Source organism: Arthrobacter terricola (assembly GCF_004354015.1).
In the GTDB taxonomy this organism is placed as follows: domain Bacteria; phylum Actinomycetota; class Actinomycetes; order Actinomycetales; family Micrococcaceae; genus Arthrobacter; species Arthrobacter terricola.
In genome coordinates this window covers 137364-155278 of the sequence record NZ_SMRU01000013.1, presented here as the reverse complement: position 1 = coordinate 155278, position 17915 = coordinate 137364, and the positions used below count along the sequence as shown (strand labels likewise).

The window sequence follows — 17915 nt, the reverse complement described above, 5'->3', positions numbered from 1 at the left end:
ACTTGTTCGCTGGGTCCGATTTCCAGGACGCCGCCGTTGCCCATGACCATGATCCGGTCCGAGACGTCGCGGGCGAAGTGCATTTCGTGGGTGACGACGAGCATGGTCATGCCTTCGTCGGCGAGGTCGCGCATGACGGCCAATACTTCGAGGCCGATTTCGGGGTCCAGGGCCGAGGTCGGTTCGTCGAAGAGCATGACTTTCGGGTTCAGGGCCAGGGCGCGGGCGATCGCGATGCGTTGCTGCTGGCCTCCGGAGAGCCGGGCGGGGTAGGCCGCGGCCTTGTCCGGCAGGCCGACCCGCTTCAGCAGTTTGTTCGCGGTGTCCTGGGCCTGGTCCTTGCTCACGCCCAGGACCTTGCGTTGGGGCAGGGCGATGTTTTCCATCACGGTCAGGTGCGGGAAGAGGTTGAAGCTTTGGAACACCATCCCGGTGACCCGGCGCAGGTGGTCCAGGCTGGCCTTCTCGGGCCGTTTGCCCCCGGCGACCACCCGGGCCCCGCCGATCTCAATGGTGCCCTCGGTGGGTGTTTCCAGGTAGTTCAGGCACCGCAGGAACGTGCTCTTGCCCGCCCCCGACGGGCCGATGATCGACACGACCTCGCCCTCGCCCATGGACAGGTTCACATCCGACAACACCCGGGCCGGACCGTAACTCTTCCCAAGCCCGGAGACCACGACCTCCCCGTGCATCGATACCCGGGGAGCCTTCGTGCCAAAACTGAAGCTCATGCCATTTCCTTTGAATGCGGGACTTCCTTGTCCCTGAGATAGACAGATCAAATGAGGATGCGAGCCCCTGCAGGGGTATGTGACTTGCTTAGTCCGGTCAGTCTTGGTGTCCGCCTGCAGTGTGCCCTACGTCACTGTAGCGAGAGAATTTACTCCTTGTCTAGATCTTTGATCGAATTTTTTTGAGGCACGTTTCAGGGCCCGACGGTGGGCGGGTCGACCGCCGTCGGGCTTGTTTTAGGGGGAGTCGCCTCACGGTACTGGGTTAAGCGACTGAAAACAGGCGCGATCGAGCAGCATGAGGCATGGATCTTTGATCAGATTTCAGGCGGATTGAAGCGTGCTTTCAGCGGATCGGAAGCCGTGGCGGGCCGCAGTGCGTGCTGCCGGATGAGGGGGCGAGACCTCCCGGAGAAGGAGCCCGTCCGCGAGATCGCTTAACCGTCGAACCGGTGTCGTGGCCGGCCCCGTCTACAGCCCCACGAGCCGTGTGGCCAAGTGCAACGCTGCCAGCCTGCCCGTGCCTCGGGGATCTCCACCGCACAGTTCGAAGATCCGTTGCAGCCGGTGATGCATCGATTGCCGTTCCACATGAAGTTCCCGCGCTGCTTGCGCCGTGTTGCAGCCGGTGTCCAGCCAAACGGCCAACGTCCGCACCAGCTCCGAGCGGCGCTGTTCGTCATGTTCGACCACTGGCCCGAGGTGCCGCCGGACAAAATCTTCCCGCGTCCCGGCGTCGAGGCCCGCCTCCGCCAAGCGCTCCACCGCGAAATCGTCGGCATCGACAATGCCGGCGGAAATTCCGCTTCTTGCCCTGAGTTCAAGAGTCCGACGCGCCTCCGCAAGGGACCACGAAGCTTCCCCGATCCCTTGTGCCACCGGACCCACCGCCAGCGTTGAACCGTCAGGGATTGCCAGCGCGTGAAGCGCCCGGATCAGCTCCGAGCGTGCCGCAAGAGTGTGGTCCCGGGGGAGCGCGGCCAATGCGATCACTTCGGAATTGTCCGCGTAGCTCGCATCGTGGGACACGCAGCGGTGGAGGATACTGTCCAGTTCCGTCCGCAGCTGCCCTGCTGACGGGGAGCGCACGACGACGGCCGTTACCGCGCCGCCGACGGAAAACCCCGACGCCGGGCCGAGTTGCTGCAATCGCCATGGTTGAGTGCCCGAGCTGATGGCGCGCATGAGTTCAATCCCCGCGAGTTCTTTCAGTCCTGGCGGCATGCGCTGCAGCAGGGCCAACCCGATGATGTCGACGCACCGCTCGCCGGCCACCCGCGCACGGTTCGCGTCGCCGGCGTCGGGCACTTCCAGTTCGAGGCGGGCGGCCAGCACGCCCCGCACCGGCACGTCCACGGTGTTCACATTGCAAGACGGCTCCGCGTCGCCCACGTTGGCGGGCCGGTCCGGGCTGGCGCTTCCCAAGGTAGCCCCCGACGGCGACACGAGCCTGACGCTGGCACCCGTCCGGAGCGCGAGAACCGCCAGGAGCTGGTCCAGGCCGCCGCCGTGTGCGAGTTCCGCGGACATCGCGTGGCTCGTCTCGTCGCCGAATTGCAGTTGCGCCACGGATTCGCTCACCAATTGCGAGTTGATGGCTTGCATGATGCCGACGAACGGCGCCACCTTGCGCAACTCGATGATCGGCAGGCCGCAGGTTTCGCCGGTGTAGAGCATGGATACAGGTATCGCGGGCAAATCCGGGCCGGTTTCAATGGCAAGGGCCGCCACGCCGCGCGCCGCGAGTTGCCGGACGTACTCCTGGCGGCGCTCGTCCGATGCAGTGGCGAGCGCTTGGCCGCCGGTCAGGAGGAGTTCTCCGCCTTGCAGGAGGGGAGCGATGTCCATGACTTCGCTTGAATGCACCCAGCGGACTTGTCGGGACAGCGCCTCCGGGACGTCCGTCCGCAGCACGGGGTCAGCTGCTTTGAGGGAATCGTGTTCGAAAGCTTCGCCTAGCAAAAGAGACATGACATTCCGTAACTATTATCGGCCAACTGTCATACACATCGTATCTTGTTGCTGTGATGTGAGGCACATACATTGAGAGGGTCCCTTTCACACACGGAGGCACCCCCAATGTATGAGAACCTTTCCGCTGCCACGACGCCTGGATCTGCAACGGCGCAGACCGACGTCGAGCAAAACCTTCAGTCCATTCCCGAATCGGCGAGAACCCGCAGCGTCGCGGGTCAATTCTGGATCTGGGCCGGCGCAAACCTGGCCCCGATCAACTGGGTCCTTGGGGCCCTTGGCGTCCAGCTCGGACTTGGCTTTGCCGACACCGTCACTGTCCTGGTGGTCGGAAACCTGATCGGCATGGCACTATTCGGCCTCTTCGTCCTGCTTGGCCAGCGAACCGGTGCCACCGGCATGGTCCTGGCCCGGGCCGCGTTCGGCAGGTGCGGCAACTACCTCCCGAGCGCAATCCAAGCGCTCCTCGGAATCGGCTGGTGCGCCGTCAACACCTGGATCATCCTCGATTTGGTCATGGCACTCCTCGGCAAGCTCGGAATTGTCGATCCGGACCAGCCCAACGTCGGGCCCAAAATCCTGGTGGCGTTCCTCATCATGGCCGCGCAAGTCATCATCGCGTGGTTCGGCTACAAAGCGATCGCGGCATTCGAAAAGTGGACGGTGCCGCCGACCATCGTTGTGCTGGTGGCGATGTCGGTGGTGTCCTGGTTCGGCATGAACATCGACTGGGGCTACGCCGGCCCACCGGGCGCCGTCCTGGAAGGCGGTGCGAGGATCGCCGCCATGACCACCGTGATGACGGTCATCGGGATCGGTTGGGGAATCACCTGGTTCACCTACGCCGCCGACTATTCACGGTTCGTCAGCACCTCCGTTCCCAAGCGCAAGGTCTACCTGGCCTCCGTCTTCGGCCAGTTCCTGCCGGTGGTTTGGCTCGGCATCCTCGGCGCCAGCCTGGCCACGAAGAGTGGTACGGCCGACCCCGGCCACCTCATCGTGGACAACTTCGGAGTCCTGGCCATCCCGGTCCTCTTCCTGGTGCTGCACGGTCCTATCGCCACGAACATCCTGAACATCTACACCTTTTCCGTGGCCGCCCAGGCTCTCGACATCAAAGCCAAGCGCCGGTCACTGAACCTTTTCGTCGGCGTGCTCGCCTTGGCCGGCGTCGTGTTCTTCATCGTCCAGGAGGACTTTGCTTCAACACTGAGCACCTGGCTCGGCGGCCTGGTGGCCTGGGTCGCGGCATGGGGAGGCATCATGCTGGTGCATTACTTCCGGGTGGACAAGCGCCATCCAGTGGGCGTTGATCGTCTTTTCGACCCCGTCGGCACCCGCCGGCTCCCCGCCTTCAACTGGGCCGGGATCACCGCCCTTATCGTTGGCATCTTTGCAACCTGGCTGTTCATGTACGGCGTGCTCCCGATCATGCAAGGTCCCATTGCCACGGCCATGGGTGGCGTCGATCTCTCGTGGTTGGCTGGCGGAATTGTCGCCGCCAGCGTCTACGGCGTGCTCGGCCCTCGGGTTCATGCCCGGTATCTGCCGACCGCACCGATCTCGACGGCGGGTTCGGCACCTGCCGCGGAAGCCGCCGTCGTCAACCTGGTCAACGACTGAGAGGAACTCCCATGACCACCAACGCTTTTCCCGACGAGACCCACCCGATCACCTGGCCCGAGGGTTTCACCGCGGCCGCTTCGTTCACGTTCGACGTCGACGCCGAATCCTGCACCATCGCCCACGACCCCACCTCAACACGGCGCATGTCCCTCATGAGCCACCAGTCCTACGGGCCGAAGGTCGCAGTCCCGCGCCTCCTGAAAATCCTTGAGCGCCAAGGGATCCAAGGCACGTTCTTCATCCCTGGATTCACGGCCGAAAGCTACCCTGACGTGGTGCGTCGGATCGTCGACGGCGGACACGAAGTTGCCCACCACGGCTACCTCCACGAGCCCATGCAGGGAATCGACGCCGCCACCGAGGCCAGCTACCTTGACCGTGGCCTGGAAGCGCTTGCCAAGGTCGCCGGCGTACGGCCAGCCGGGTATCGGGCCCCGTGGTGGGAGCTGAATTGGCACTCGCCGGCCCTCCTCGCCGACCGCGGTTTCCTCTACGATTCAAGCCTGCTCGACGGCGATGCCCCCTATCGCATGGCCGTCGCCCAAGACGGGGCCCAGGACACGGATTCCCGCGACATCGTGGAAATCCCCGTGGACTGGACGCTCGATGACTGGGAGCAATACGCGTTCTATCCGGGAGTGACAGGCAGCGGAGTGATCGAGAGCCCGTCCAAGGTCCTCGACATGTGGACTCTGGAAGCCGAAGCCCACCACTCCCAAGGCAGTTGCTTCGTCCTGACCAACCACCCCTTCATCTCGGGCCGCCCGTCCAAGGCTGTTGCCCTGGAACAGTTGATCGAACGCGTGAAGGCAATGGACGGAATGTGGGTGACAACCATGGAACGTATCGCCGAACACACCAAAGCCACGGTCAACGAAGTCCAGAGCCATGCCCGGATCGAGATACCGAGCCAGCCGGGAGCCGGAGCCATCTTCACGCCCTCCCGAACACGGGAGACCGCGCTGAGCTGACGCTACAAATCCTTCCGGCACGGGGCCGAGGCCAGTTTGTAGAGTCCGTTGAGGTCGCCCGCGGCCAGGCCATCGGGGGCTCCAATTTCGGGGTACATGAGCTGGACCGGGTCTTGGACATGGTCGAGGCCCACTACATGGCCCAGCTCGTGTTGAATGACGGCGGAAACATAGTGCGAACCGCCGGGGATGGCCAGGAGCTCGGTGATTTGTGGCGCGTCCAGGTCCAGGCTGCCCGTGACGTAGCTTTTCGGACCTTTGGTGAAGCTGTACATCGTGCTGCCGCCGGTGCCGATGACGGACCCGGCCAAAGCTGGAGCTGCTTCGGGCGTGGTCCAGGAAATCAGGAGGGGCGCCCACCGGTCTCCGTAGAGGTCCGGTTGGTAGGGATCTCGCTTGTCCGAAGGATTTTCCTCCGTGGTGCCGTCATCGACGAACGAGAGGCCTGTGGCTGCGGCGATCTTCGCGATGGCGTCGGTGATGAGGCCTTCGGAGCCGGCGGGAGCCTGGGCCGCATTGACCACGTAATGCAGCGGACGGCACGGCGAGTAACCTACTGGCGTGCCGTCGTCGTTGGTTGCCAGGAACTTGTAGGAATCGCTGGCGACGGCGGGTTTGGCGGGGGTTCCCAGCGGGTGGTCCGCTTCCTCGTACCCGGGCGGCGGCGTGTCCGGAGCCCGGGCTGCTTTCGGCGCGGCTTGGGCCGGCGCGTGTCCGGGAGCGGCCGTAGCCGGACCATGTGTTGGAGGGGCAAACCCCGGAACCAAGGAGGTTATTGCCGGGTCCCCGCGGAGGAACCCGCTGATGAGCACCGCCACCGTGGCCACGATTCCCACGACCACCAAATTCCGGATCACCGCAGCAACAGTGCCGGTTCTCCGTGGCGGCAGGCCGCCGTCGAACCCGTTATTCGAATGCACTACTTCCCCCCAAAAAAGTCCCCAATCCCCGCGCCGAAGCACGGAGCGGCGCCCCTATCCGATCACGGCTCCGAAAACGAGACCCAGCCCGTAAGTTGCGGCAGCGGCTCCGAGGCCGATGGCGAGCTGCCGGAGGCCGCGGGTGAGCGGTGACGTTCCGGACAACAGGCCGACGACGGCGCCCGTCGACAGGAGAGCGATGCCCACCAGCGTACCGGCTACTGCGAGTGCGGCGAAGCCGGTCATGCCGAAAATGAACGGCAGGATGGGCACGATGGCGCCAGAGGCGAAGAAACAGAAGCTGGACAATGCCGCGCCCCACGCGGAGCCGATGGCCTCATGCTCGTCCACCGTTTCCTCTTCTTCCGGCTGGAGGGAGAGGCTGGGATCGCAATCGCAGCTGAAGATTCCCATGCGTTCTGCGGCGCGGTGCTCGGCGGCTTCGTGGGACATGCCGCGGGCGAGGTAGACCAGGACAAGCTCGTTGTGCTCGAGGTCCAACGACGGTGCCGCGGTGAGCGTGGCCTGCGTGGGACGGGTGGCGCGGAGGAGTTCGAGTTGCGAGCGGACGGAGACGTATTCGCCTGCCCCCATGGACAACGCGCCGGCGAGGAGGCCGGCGATGCCGCTGAACAGGACCACCGCGGCCGGTACTCCGGTGGCCGCCATGCCCATCACGAGCGAAAGGTTGCTGACGAGGCCGTCGTTGGCGCCGAATACAGCTGCGCGGAAGGTGCCTGACAGCCTGTTGCGGCCGCGGGTCGCGAGGGCGCGGACTACCTCTTCGTGGATCTGTTCGTCAGCGGCCATCGCGCGGGTGGCCGCTAGGTCCTTGGCGTAGGGGGAGCGGCTTTCGGCCCGCTGGGCTAGGGCGAGGACGAACACGGAACCGAAATTCCGGGCGAGGAAGCCGAGCATACGGCTGCGCGTCGACGCTACCCGTGGCATTCCGGCGTGTTCGCCTAGGAGCTTGATCCAGTGGGCTTCGTGGCGGCCTTCGGCGTCTGCGAGGGCCAGGAGGATTTGCCGTTCTTCGCCGTCGCGGCGCTGGGCCAGTTGGCGGTAGACGGCGGCTTCGGCGCGTTCGTCGGCGAGGTACTGCCGCCAGCGCTTGATGTCCGACGACGAGGGGGAAGTCTTGGGGGCCGGTGCCTCTTCGGCGGGACTTGCCAAAGGTTCTTCGGGACTCGCGGCCTCTTGGGCGGGAGGGGTTGGATGTGAGGATTTTGCGTGCGGGTGCACCGGTACTCCTGGGTTGCTGGGGCGGGCTTCATCGCCTCATTGCATGTCCACTTTACCGCCAAATTCCGCGGATTTCCGGCTGGCAACCCTCACTGGACAGTTTAGGCGCACCGTAAAAACGGGCTCCTTCGGGGAAGCCTTGACCACCGGAATGGGCAGTGCTGGGATGGTTGCACAGGGTCCACGAAGAAGCGGCAAGCAGGCTTGTTCGTGACAGACCAGCGCCACGTCGAATGGAGGTTGCATCATGGACAGCACCGGCGCCCACGCCCCCCACCCCGACCGGCCCACGGTCGAGGCCGATCCCGCCTACGACTACAGCGAAGACCTGGAAGTCGACGAGGATTGGGACGAACAATCCGAGGTCCTCGACGACGACGAACGCACCGTCCCGCTTGACGAGGCGGAGGAGCATCGCGAGGCTGACGAGGCCGAGTAACGCGCGCAGCTAGAACGCGCTCAGGATGAAATGCCGCTCAACGCCGTTGCGGTGCCCTGCCGCCGCGACGGTGAGGGTGAGTTTGCGCGTGGCCGGGAACCAGCGAACCGGGCGGACGGAACACGCCAGCGCTTGCGTGATGAGCCGCGGCTCATGGTGCCAGTAGCGCTCCAGGTGGCCGTCCACCATAAACGTGATGGTGCCCTGTGAGAGGTCGACGCCGGGGACGACCCGCACGCTTTCCTCACACCTGTGGCCCGGGGGAGCCGCGGACGGACGCGCCTGAACGGCAGGCGCACCGGCTTCCGTGACCTGCCCGCTTACGGTTATGGATTGCAAAGGCATTGCCTACTCCTCGCGGAGGTGCTCTTGCCCGTCCGGTTGTCTCTGGTCCGGGGCCGGGCCGCTTCCCATCCGAACCACCCGTGAACATGGGGTTGGCGTGCGGCAAGTCGGAGCTTGGCGCCACATCTCTTGAAGCTGCCTCTACTGTAGGCGCAGCTCGCCGCCAAAGGGCTAAAAGTTTCCCATATTAAGCACGACGTCGGCGCCGCACCTTCCGAGAGAAAGGTGCGGCGCCGACGTCGTAATCGATGCGGGGAGGGTCAGTGAGTGGCGACCGGGTGGGCATCCAAGGGGAGTTCCTCGGTGGTTGCCCCCGCGACGCGGCGGTCCCAGGCTTCGCGGACCGCCGGTTCGGTGGGCCGCGTGAGGAGCGAGAGCACGATGTAGACGAGCAGCGATGCGCCAAGGCCGTAGTAAATCGGCTCGTTGGCGTAGACGCCGTCTTCGCTCGGGATAGCGCCCGTGGCGTAGGCGATGAGCAGGGCCAGGGTGAGGACCGAGCCGACGGCCATGGACCATGCGGCGGCGATGCCCGTGCCGCGCTTCCAGACCAGACCGCCGAGGATCGCGACGAGGAGTCCGCCTACCAGGATGTCGTAGGCGATGGTCAGGGCCACCACGACGTCCTGCGCCGCCATGGATATGAGTACCGCGAGGACGCCCAGTCCAAGGACCCAGTAGCGGTTTGCCTTGACGTCGTGCTCGGGGTTGGTGGAGTCGTCCGTGGTGACGGTCTTGCCGAACCAGCTGGCCACGAAGGGGACGACGTCGGCGCGCGCCACCGTTGCCGCGGCGATGAGGGCGCCCGAAGCGGTGGACATCATGGCGGCGACGGCTGCCGCCATGACCAGGCCGCCGATACCGATGGGCAGGATGTGGGTTGCGACTTCGGCGTACACGACGTCCTTGCCGAGCGACTTGACGTCGATGTTGGGCAGGGCCACCCGGGCGGCCAGGCCGATCAGTGCGCCGGCGATGCCGTAGAGGATGCAGTAGAGCCCGGCGGTGGTGCCGCCCCAGCGGGCGACCTTCGGGGTCTTGGCCGTGAAGACGCGCTGCCAGATGTCCTGGCCGATCAGCAAGCCCAGGGTGTAAACCACGAAATACGTGATGATGGTCTGCAGTCCGATGCCGTCAAGTTGGAAGAAGCTGGCATCGACGCGTGCGCGGATGCCGTCGAAGCCGCCTGCCGCGTTGAGCGCGAAGGGGAGCATCAGGAAGAAGATGCCCACGGTCTTGATGATGAACTGCACTTGGTCGGCCAGGGTGATGGACCACATGCCGCCGATGGTCGAGTACACGAGGACGATCGCGCCGCCGACGGCGATGGCGAGCCAGCGCTCCCAACCGAAGAGGACAACGAAGATCGTGGCGTAAGCACCAGTGGACGTGGCGCACAGCATGAGGGTGTAGGCGAGCATGACGATGCCGGAAGTCTGCGTGGCGCGCTGGCCGTAACGCAGGCTCAGCATCTGGGAGACCGTGTAGATCTTCAGCCGCTGGATGGTGCCGGCGAAGAGCAGGCTCAAGAGGAGCACGCCTGAACCGATCGCGACAACCAGCCACATGCCGGAGAGGCCGAACTTGTAGCCGAGGCCGACGCCGCCCACCGTGGACGCGCCGCCAAGGACCACTGCCGCCATGGTGCCCGTGTAGAGCATTGGGCCAAGGCGGCGTCCGGCCACGAGGAAGTCGCTGTTGTTCTTGGTGCGCGATTTGCCCCACCAGCCAAAGGCCAGCATGGCGAGCAAATACACCACCACGATCGCGATATTGATGAAGTCCACGGTTGGCTCCTGAGGGTTTGGCAGAGTCGGTTGGGGAGGACGACGGCGGCCCGCGCTTTGCGCTTTCGACTCGCCGATGCTCTGCTCGGGTGAGTTGGGGAGCGGTTTGTGATGTATGCCTCACAAACAACACTTGTTGCCTATTAGAATACGTAGTGATGCGAGTAACAGTCAAGATGCGGCTACTATTGCTGCAATGACAGGGCCGCCGGAATGGCCTGAAAGGTTCGTGAATGAAGGCTCTCCCCGTTGAACCAAGCAACGCGCCCGTTGCCATCGGTTCCCGAATCCGCGCCGCCCGCCAGGCGCAGCGGCTGACCATCGAACAGGTTGCCGACGCCACCGGCCTGACCAAGGGTTTCCTGAGCCGCGTGGAACGCGACCTGACGTCGCCGTCGGTCGCGTCCCTCGTGACGCTGTGCCAGGTGCTCTCGGTCCAGATCGGCGAGCTTTTCGCGGCGCCGGAAACCCACTTGACCCGCCGCGACGACGGTCCGCGGATCTCGCTCGGTGGCGAGGGGATCGTGGAGCGGCTCCTGACTGCCAGGTCCGAACGGCGCGTGCAAGTCCTGCAGGCGTCCATCGAGCCGAGGGGGCGGGGGGAATCCGAGCTTTACGCGGTTGATTGCGACGTCGATGTGCTGCACGTGGTCAAGGGCCGCATCAGGCTGATCCTCACGAACGACGAGTACGAACTCGAGCAGGGGGACACCTTGTCCTTCCCTGGCCGCGAGCCGCATACCTGGGTCAACCCGACGGATGAGCCGGTCGAGGTGCTCTGGATCCTGGTGCCAGCGGCCAGCCGCTGAACCGCCGTCGGGCCGCCGGCCGGCCGCGACAGCGCGCCTTGTAATAGGCGTTCCCAACACGCCGTGTAACACGCCCGAAACTCTGCCGACTTGAGAAATTAACGGCGGTGGCCTTCGCGTTACATGACGGAAATGATCCGTGTCACATGTCGAAACAGGGCTTCTGTACCTTCGAGCTTGGGTTACTCGTCAAGGTCGGTACGCCACCTGCTACCAAGACCTGTTCGTTTTAAAAAATGGTCTCGCCGTGCGGGCGCCATGGAGCGCCGAACATGCAGGAAGGCTCCCAAAATGGACACAGCGTTTTTCAGCGTCGGGCTGGACATCAACCCCCAGACGCTCGATCCCGGATCTACCGCCTGGATGCTGGCCGCCTCCGCCCTCGTTCTGCTGATGACGCCAGGTTTGGCATTCTTCTACGGCGGACTGGTCCGGATGAAATCCGTCCTCAACATCATGATGATGAGCTTTGGCGCCATGGGCGTCGTCGCCGTGGTCTGGGCCCTCTGGGGCTACGGACTCGCGTTCGGTCCGGACACGATGGGCGGCTTCATCGGAAACCCCTTCGCGAACTTCGGATTGACGGGACTGGCCAGCGCCATCGGCGGCAAAGCGCCGGGGCTGCCGGACATGGTCTTCATCGGGTTCCAAGCCACCTTCGCCATTATCACCGTGGCCCTGATCAGCGGAGCCGTCGCGGAACGCGTCAGGTTCGGTCCCTGGCTCCTGTTCGCCGGGCTCTGGGTCACCATTGTCTACGCCCCGATCGCCCACTGGGTCTGGGGTGGTGGCCTCTTCGGCCCCACGGGAATTATCGGCAGCAAGATCTCGGCCCTCGACTTCGCCGGCGGCACAGTGGTCCACATGAACGCGGGCATGGCCGGGCTGATGCTCGCGGTGGTGCTTGGCAAGCGGCTCGGCTTCATGAAGGACCCGAACATCAAGCCCCACAATCTTCCTTTCGTGATGCTCGGGGCGGGCCTGCTGTGGTTTGGTTGGTTCGGCTTCAACGCCGGTTCCGAACTCGCCGCTGACGGAATCGCCGCGCTCGCGTGGACGAACACCCTGCTGGCAACCAGCGCCGCCCTCCTGGGTTGGCTCTTGGTCGAAAGGCTCCGCGACGGCCACGCGACCTCGCTCGGTGCAGCTTCCGGCGCCGTCGCTGGCTTGGTGGCAATCACTCCGGCCTGCGGCTTCGTGGACCCTGTGGGCGCGATCGCCATCGGAGTGCTCGCCGGGGTTGTCTGCGCGCTCGCGATCGGCTTGAAGTTCCGGATCGGCCTGGACGACTCGCTCGACGTCGTTGCCGTCCACTTTGTGGGCGGGCTCTGGGGTACCTTGTCGCTCGGCTTCTTCGCCGTTCCATCCGTCAAGACGGCGGGCGGCTTGCTGTACGGCGGCGGCCTGTCCCAATTCTGGCCCCAACTGTTGACTGCCCTGATAGTCACGGTGTGGACTGCAATCATGACAACGCTGATCGGCCTGGCAATCCACAAGACAATGGGGATGCGCGTCAAGGAACACGAAGAGATCGCCGGCATCGATATTGCCGAGCACGCTGAAACCGCCTACGAACTCGCCATGGTAGGTGGAAGTTTCCACCCGGGTGAACAAAACGGCAAGCCGGCCGCGTTTGCTGACAGGATCGAAGAGACGGAGCTCAGCAGCAGCAAGGCCGCCACGTGAAACTGATTACCGCGGTCATCCGTCCCGAAAAACTCGACGAGGTCCTCGACGCCTTGGAACAGTGCGGTGTCAACGGCCTCACGGTCAGCCAGGCAAACGGATATGGGCAGCAGCGCGGACACGTAGAGGTGTATCGCGGCGCCGAGTACAACTCGGACCTGTTCGCCAAGATCCGGATCGAGGTCCTGGCCGTCGACGATCTCGTGGACGGGATAGTGGATGCCATTCTGGCGAGCGCGAGCACCGGGCAGTTCGGGGACGGCAAGATCTGGACCGTCGACGTATCCCAGACGGTGCGCGTCCGGACCGGAGAGCGCGGGGCGGCAGCCATCAGTTAGGCCGCCAAGAATGCAAGTGGCGGTGCCGCATCACAAATGATGCGGCACCGCCATTGGCGTGTTTGGCCCCTTAGCCCATGTGGACTTCTATCCCACGTGGACCCAGGGCCGGCGCGTGATGTCCGGCTCGGCTTCGCGCAGGACCTCGCGGGTAACGGGAGCGATCTCGCCTTCGCCGAAGAAGAGGAACTTGCTCAAGTTGGCGATCGGATTGCCTTCGGTCCACCGGAAGTAGATGTGCGGCATGAGCCCGGTCACGTCGCGGATGTGGAGGAGGACCGCGGCCAAGGTGTTGGGAACGTTGTTGCTGTGGATCTCCAGGATCTTGAAGCCGTGCCGGAGCTTGCCTTCCACCAGGAGTTCCTGTTCGAAGTCGGAGCTGTCGTCCACGATAATCTCGATGAAGAGCGCATTGCAGTCTATGGGCAAGTGGTTGGCCTGCTGGGCGTGCTTCAGCTTCAATTGGTACCGGTCGGCGCTGAGGCGTTTGGGCTCATGGGCGATGATCCTGATAGGCCCGCGCTCGTTGGCGGCAGTGAATTCAAGGGCGGCCTGGTCCATCTTGATGTGCGTAGCTCGCAGCTCGAATGAGCGTCGGACGCGTGACGCGAAGCTGACCAGGACAATGCCCACGATGAACAAGGCGGCGATCCGGATGCCGTCCGGGCGCTCCACGACGTTGGCCACAGTGGTGTAGGCGAACACGACGGCGACAATGCCGAACGCGATTTTCTTCGCCTTCTGCTTCATCCTCCGCGCGGACAGGGTGACGGCGATGGACGCCGATGTCATGAGCACCAGGACGCCGGTGGCGTAGGCACCGCCCTGGGCGTCGACGTCGGCCTTGAAGATGAGCGTGATGATGAACCCGATGGCGGTGAACACGAGGACAAGCGGGCGGACGGCCCGGGTCCAGGCCGGAGCCATGCCGAAGCGCGGCAGGTAGCGGGGCACCAGGTTCAGCAAGCCCGCCATCGCGGAGGCGCCGGCGAACCACAGGATGGCGATGGTGCTGATGTCGTAGACCGTGCCGAAGCCGTCGCCGAGGTATTGGTGCGCCAGGAAGGCGAGGGCGCGGCCACTGGCTTTTCCGCCGGGCTGGAATTCGGCTGCGGGGATCAGGAACGTGGTGATGAAGCTCGAGGCCACCAGGAAGGCACTCATGATGAGTGCCGCCGTCGTAAGCAGTTTGTGCGTGCCGCGGATGCGGCCGGTGGGCTGTTCGTCGGTGTCGCTCGGGCTGCCCTTGATCTGCGGCATCACCGCGACTCCGGTCTCGAAACCTGAGAGGCCGAGCGCGAGCTTGGGGAACACGAGGAGGGCGATGCCCACCATGACCAGCGGGTTGCCGTTCTGCTGGTTGAGCGCGGCCCACCAGTCGGTCACCACGTGCGCGTCGGTCACCACGTGCATGAGGCCAACGCCGACGACGACCGCGTTGAGCGCCAGGTACACGCCAACCAGGACAACGGCCACGTTGATCGCTTCCTTGAAGCCGCGAAGGAACACGATGCCAAGGGCGGAGATCAGGGCTAGCGTGATGGCGATTTCCTGGCCGTGCAGCCAGCCAGGAGCGAAGGGGTTTTCGATTGCGTGGGCGCTGGCGTCGGCGGCGGACAGCGTCATGGTGATCATGAAGTCCGTGGCCGCGAAGCCGAGCAACGCGAGGACGAACAGCTTGCCGCCCCAGCGGGGGAGGAGGCGTTCGAGCATCGCGATGGAGCCTTCGCCGCGGGGACTCTCCGACGCGACCCGGCGGTACACGGGCAGGGCCCCCATGAGGGTCACGCCCACCAGGACCATCGTGGCGAGGGGAGAAACCATTCCGGCCGCGAGGGCGGCGATCGCCGGCTGGTAGCCGAGCGTGGAGAAGTAGTCGACGCCGGTGAGGCACATGACCTTCCACCAGGACTGCGGGGTGTGGCCTTCATCGGGTTTGCCGTGCGGGCCTTGGCGCTTGCCCGCGGGTTCGGGCATGCCGTCGAGCAACCAGCGTTTTAGCTGGCCTCGGGGTTTGCGCCGGACGGTGGGGTCAGCCGGCGGCCTGGTCAGGGTTGTCACAGGGGTCCTTTCGCGCAGCGCTTGCTGCTCCAGAGGGGAGCGTATGAGCGTCTTCGCCGCGCAAATCCGGGTTTTTATGGAATCTTTACGCCGCTTGTGGCGCCCATCACCTTGCTGCATTCATATTTCGGGCTTTACCTGTGAGGCGTATCACGTAGCATATAGAACGTCCTATGTTGGATGTGGCCATAAACGAAAGGTCTCTACATGAATCACGCAGTGCTTGCCCACCGGGTCAGGAAACGAACCAAGGGTAGGGGAGCCCGGCTCCCGCTGGCACTCTCCGCCGCGGCAGTCCTTGTGGCGTCATCGGTGATGCCCGCTTACGCCTTGGATCCGTTCCCGGCGACCAACGTCCCCACCAATCCGCCCGGAAGCTACGCCGAGCAAGTTCTCGCGTCCAATGGCGACAACGGGATCGATCCCGTCCTGGGGAAGTACTACCGGATTGTGGCGCTCGCGGACTTGGGTGACGGCGTCGTCGTCGCGTCCTACGACGGCAGGCCCGACGGCGGTGACTCGCCGTCGCCGAACTCGATCGTCCAACGCCGCAGCGCAGACGGCGGCAAAACCTGGGGGAACCCCACGTTCATCGCGCGAGGGCAAATGGGTTCGGCGGGCGTTCAGAAGTACGGGTTCAGCGATCCCAGCTACGTCGTGGACAAGGTCACCGGGACGGTGTTCAACTTCCACGTCTATTCCAAGAACCAAGGGTTCGGCGGAAGCATCCTTGGCAACGACGATTCCGATCCGAACGTCATCAGCGCGGAAGTGTCGGTGTCCACCGATCGCGGGCTCACATGGTCCACGGACCCGGCGAACCAGCCGGCGCTGCCTGTTCCCTCCGGGTATACGGGTGGATCCGCGTATTCGGGCTTCGCTGGACCGCTCATCACCAACATCGTGAAGCCGAACGGAAGCACCGTCAACGGCGTTGCCAACGTGGGCGGCGTCGTCAGTATGTTCGCCTCGTCCGGCGAGGGCATCCAGCTCAAGTACGGGCCGCACGCCGGAAGGCTCATCCAACAGTTCGCCGGAACCATCGTGCAGCCGGACGGCAGCCGCCAGATCCAGGCCTACAGCGTCTACTCCGACGACCACGGCAAATCGTGGACCATGGGCGCTCCCACCGGAACGGGCATGGACGAGAACAAGGTGGTGGAACTTTCCGACGGGCGGATCATGCTCAACTCCCGGGATAGCTCCGGCGCCAACCCGCACTACCGCAAAGTCGCCTACTCAAGCGACGGCGGCGCCACCTACAGCACGCCCGTGATCGAAACCCAACTTCCCGACCCCCGGAACAATGGATCCATCACGCGCATGTATCCGGACGCACCCGAGGGATCGGCCGACGCCAAAAAACTCCTGTTCTCGAACTCGCCGACTCCCACCGCCGGCGGCGCGCGCGTCGATGGCACCATCCGCTACTCGGCCGACGACGGCAAGACCTGGGGCTCATCGCGCATCTTCAAACCGGGAAGCATGTCCTACTCGACGCTGACCCCGCTCGCGGACGGCACCTTCGGCGTCCTCTACGAAGGCGACAGCAACACCATCACCTTCGGCAAGTTCGACAAAGCCTGGCTCAGCCCGATTGCCGCAACCATCACTCCTGCGAGCGCGACCGTGGCCAATGGCGGTTCGACCCAACTCGGCGTGACGGTCACCAACGGCGACAGCGTGCCGCTTCCGGCGTCCACCGTGAGCCTGGACGCCTTGCAGGACTGGACGTCGACGACGGCGGACCTCCCCGCCCTCGATCCCGGCGCCTCGGTGACGGTGCAGCTCACGGTCGGATCGCCGTCGTACGCCAAAGCGGGCGCCGTGCCGTTGACGGCCCGACTGACGGCCGGACCGGCAACGGTTTCCGCTCCGGTGTCCATGGCCGTGACGGGCGGATCGGCGGAGAACGTGGTGGGAGCCTACATTTTCGGTGCCCGCAACGATACCGGGCGGGACCTCGCAAGCCAGCCATACACCGCGGGAAGCTTGGTTCCCTACAAGTTCCGTGTGTACAGCACGGGCAACGTGACCGAGTCGGTAGTGCCGCAGTCGGGCAATTTCCAACCGTTCCTGCCGCCGGGAGCCGGCAATTGCCGCTTCAGTTCCCTCGGCGCCTGGGGCAACTTCCTGTGCGGAACTCCGCAACATACCGTCAGCGCGGATGAAATGGCCCAAGGGTTCTTCGTCCCCAGCACTGTTTGGCAAGTCACGGGTACCGGGGCTAGCACCCGGAACTACACCGTGACTGGCGACGAAGTGGACCTGCTGGTCCGGAATCCGCGGCTGGACGGCTCCGCAGCGCCCGTTTTCAACGATCTCGACGGCGACGGTTTCGCCGGTCCGGGCGACACTGTCACCTTCACCTACACGGTGGCGAACGCAGGGAACGTGGCGTTGACGAACGTATCGGCTCCGGCCATCGGGCTGTCCCGGCAGTCGCTGGCTGTTGGGGAATCGGTGAGCGTCAGCTCCACCTACACTCTGACCGACGCCGATATCGCGGCCAGGCAGCTCCCGGCGTCGAGCATTGCCACGACCGCGAGCAACGGCTCCAAGGTAGCCACGCTCGACCTCGTGCGGGCGGCCGTTCCGCTGAAGGTCAAGCCGGCCATGCCGGGCTCCGCGCCGGCCATAACGCCCCAGGACTTGATCGGGCAGAATCCGCCGATCGACTTGGATCTTGGCTCATCGCAAGCGGTCAAGCATCGCGCGGGCGAGACCGTGACCATCCACAACGTCGAGTACGGCCAGTGGTACTACGTCTACTTGAACAAGCGCAGCTACCGCCTGGGCTGGTTCTTCCCCACGCAGCAGAACACCATCTCCTTCGTACTGCCGGACGACGTGAAGAACGGAATGGACAGCTTGGTCGTGTTGGATTCGGACGGCAAGCAGGTCTCCTTCGGCGACTTCCAAGTGACCCCGTTCGGGAACAAGTAGCGATCCTATGAAACCGGGCTGGATGCGGACGCGTCCGGCC

14 protein-coding genes and 1 riboswitch are annotated in these 17915 nt (G+C 64.6%); of the genes, 7 read left to right on the top strand and 7 right to left on the bottom strand.

Annotation, left to right across the window (positions count from 1 at the left end):
* Together E1809_RS12690 and E1809_RS12685 are read right to left on the bottom strand one after the other, a co-directional pair.
* Positions 1-731, bottom strand: a 731-nt coding sequence (locus E1809_RS12690; RefSeq protein ID WP_133204588.1) for an amino acid ABC transporter ATP-binding protein, incomplete at its 3' end; no start/stop codon positions are given.
* A 471-nt stretch (positions 732-1202) separates the two neighbouring features.
* On the bottom strand, positions 1203-2702 hold the full coding sequence (locus E1809_RS12685; protein WP_133204587.1) for a PucR family transcriptional regulator: 1500 nt from the start codon (positions 2700-2702) through the stop codon (positions 1203-1205).
* Between the two features lie 108 nt (positions 2703-2810).
* Here E1809_RS12685 and E1809_RS12680 point away from each other — a divergent pair, with 108 nt between their 5' ends.
* Positions 2811-4328: a purine-cytosine permease family protein gene (locus E1809_RS12680; RefSeq protein ID WP_133204586.1), complete on the top strand. Its 1518-nt coding sequence runs from the start codon at positions 2811-2813 to the stop codon at positions 4326-4328.
* An 11-nt stretch (positions 4329-4339) separates the two neighbouring features.
* Positions 4340-5302 carry a polysaccharide deacetylase family protein gene (locus E1809_RS12675; RefSeq protein WP_133204585.1) on the top strand — a complete coding sequence of 321 codons (963 nt, stop codon included), beginning with the start codon at positions 4340-4342 and terminating at the stop codon, positions 5300-5302.
* A 2-nt stretch (positions 5303-5304) separates the two neighbouring features.
* Here the strand turns inward: E1809_RS12675 and E1809_RS12670 are convergent, their stop codons facing one another.
* Both E1809_RS12670 and E1809_RS12665 read right to left on the bottom strand, forming a co-directional pair.
* Positions 5305-6222 carry a matrixin family metalloprotease gene (locus E1809_RS12670; RefSeq protein ID WP_374102695.1) on the bottom strand — a complete coding sequence of 306 codons (918 nt, stop codon included), beginning with the start codon at positions 6220-6222 and terminating at the stop codon, positions 5305-5307.
* 54 nt (positions 6223-6276) lie between these two features.
* On the bottom strand, positions 6277-7464 hold the full coding sequence (locus E1809_RS12665) for a VIT1/CCC1 transporter family protein (RefSeq protein WP_133204584.1): 1188 nt from the start codon (positions 7462-7464) through the stop codon (positions 6277-6279).
* A 247-nt stretch (positions 7465-7711) separates the two neighbouring features.
* Between E1809_RS12665 and E1809_RS12660 the strand changes: the two genes are divergently transcribed.
* On the top strand, positions 7712-7903 hold the full coding sequence (locus tag E1809_RS12660) for a hypothetical protein (protein ID WP_133204583.1): 192 nt from the start codon (positions 7712-7714) through the stop codon (positions 7901-7903).
* 9 nt (positions 7904-7912) lie between these two features.
* Here E1809_RS12660 and E1809_RS12655 read toward each other — a convergent pair whose 3' ends face one another.
* Positions 7913-8248, bottom strand: a complete 336-nt coding sequence (locus E1809_RS12655; protein WP_133204582.1) for a hypothetical protein — start codon at positions 8246-8248, stop codon at positions 7913-7915.
* 15 nt (positions 8249-8263) lie between these two features.
* A riboswitch (SAM riboswitch) is annotated at positions 8264-8383 on the bottom strand.
* 125 nt (positions 8384-8508) lie between these two features.
* Complete coding sequence (locus tag E1809_RS12650; RefSeq protein WP_205754173.1) at positions 8509-9990, bottom strand: sodium:solute symporter; 1482 nt, start codon at positions 9988-9990, stop codon at positions 8509-8511.
* 278 nt (positions 9991-10268) lie between these two features.
* On the opposite strand from E1809_RS12650, the gene E1809_RS12645 reads away from it, so the two are divergent.
* The 3 genes from E1809_RS12645 to E1809_RS12635 all read left to right on the top strand — a co-directional run bounded on the left by E1809_RS12645 (position 10269) and on the right by E1809_RS12635 (position 12868).
* On the top strand, positions 10269-10844 hold the full coding sequence (locus E1809_RS12645; RefSeq protein WP_133204580.1) for a helix-turn-helix domain-containing protein: 576 nt from the start codon (positions 10269-10271) through the stop codon (positions 10842-10844).
* A gap of 291 nt (positions 10845-11135) precedes the next feature.
* Positions 11136-12530, top strand: a complete 1395-nt coding sequence (locus E1809_RS12640; RefSeq protein ID WP_133204579.1) for an ammonium transporter — start codon at positions 11136-11138, stop codon at positions 12528-12530.
* A complete protein-coding gene (locus E1809_RS12635) occupies positions 12527-12868 on the top strand; it encodes a P-II family nitrogen regulator (protein WP_133204578.1) in 342 nt (113 codons plus the stop codon). Before E1809_RS12640 ends, E1809_RS12635 begins: the two co-directional genes overlap by 4 nt.
* An 87-nt stretch (positions 12869-12955) precedes the next feature.
* On the opposite strand, the gene E1809_RS12630 is transcribed toward E1809_RS12635, so the two are convergent.
* Entirely contained in the window at positions 12956-14929 is a 1974-nt protein-coding gene (locus E1809_RS12630) for an APC family permease (RefSeq protein WP_133204577.1), read from the bottom strand.
* Between the two features lie 207 nt (positions 14930-15136).
* Between E1809_RS12630 and E1809_RS12625 the strand changes: the two genes are divergently transcribed.
* Positions 15137-17875: a sialidase family protein gene (locus tag E1809_RS12625; protein ID WP_133204576.1), complete on the top strand. Its 2739-nt coding sequence runs from the start codon at positions 15137-15139 to the stop codon at positions 17873-17875.
* The last annotated feature ends 40 nt before the right edge of the window (positions 17876-17915 follow it).

Coding starts and splice junctions, on each gene's coding strand:
- E1809_RS12660 (WP_133204583.1), top strand. CDS start 7,712: ATGGACAGCACCGGCGCCCACGCCCCCCACCCCGACCGGCCCACGGTC.
- E1809_RS12675 (WP_133204585.1), top strand. CDS start 4,340: ATGACCACCAACGCTTTTCCCGACGAGACCCACCCGATCACCTGGCCC.
- E1809_RS12650 (WP_205754173.1), bottom strand. CDS start 9,990: ATGCTGGCCTTTGGCTGGTGGGGCAAATCGCGCACCAAGAACAACAGC.
- E1809_RS12645 (WP_133204580.1), top strand. CDS start 10,269: ATGAAGGCTCTCCCCGTTGAACCAAGCAACGCGCCCGTTGCCATCGGT.
- E1809_RS12640 (WP_133204579.1), top strand. CDS start 11,136: ATGGACACAGCGTTTTTCAGCGTCGGGCTGGACATCAACCCCCAGACG.
- E1809_RS12625 (WP_133204576.1), top strand. CDS start 15,137: ATGAATCACGCAGTGCTTGCCCACCGGGTCAGGAAACGAACCAAGGGT.
- E1809_RS12655 (WP_133204582.1), bottom strand. CDS start 8,248: ATGCCTTTGCAATCCATAACCGTAAGCGGGCAGGTCACGGAAGCCGGT.
- E1809_RS12680 (WP_133204586.1), top strand. CDS start 2,811: ATGTATGAGAACCTTTCCGCTGCCACGACGCCTGGATCTGCAACGGCG.
- E1809_RS12685 (WP_133204587.1), bottom strand. CDS start 2,702: ATGTCTCTTTTGCTAGGCGAAGCTTTCGAACACGATTCCCTCAAAGCA.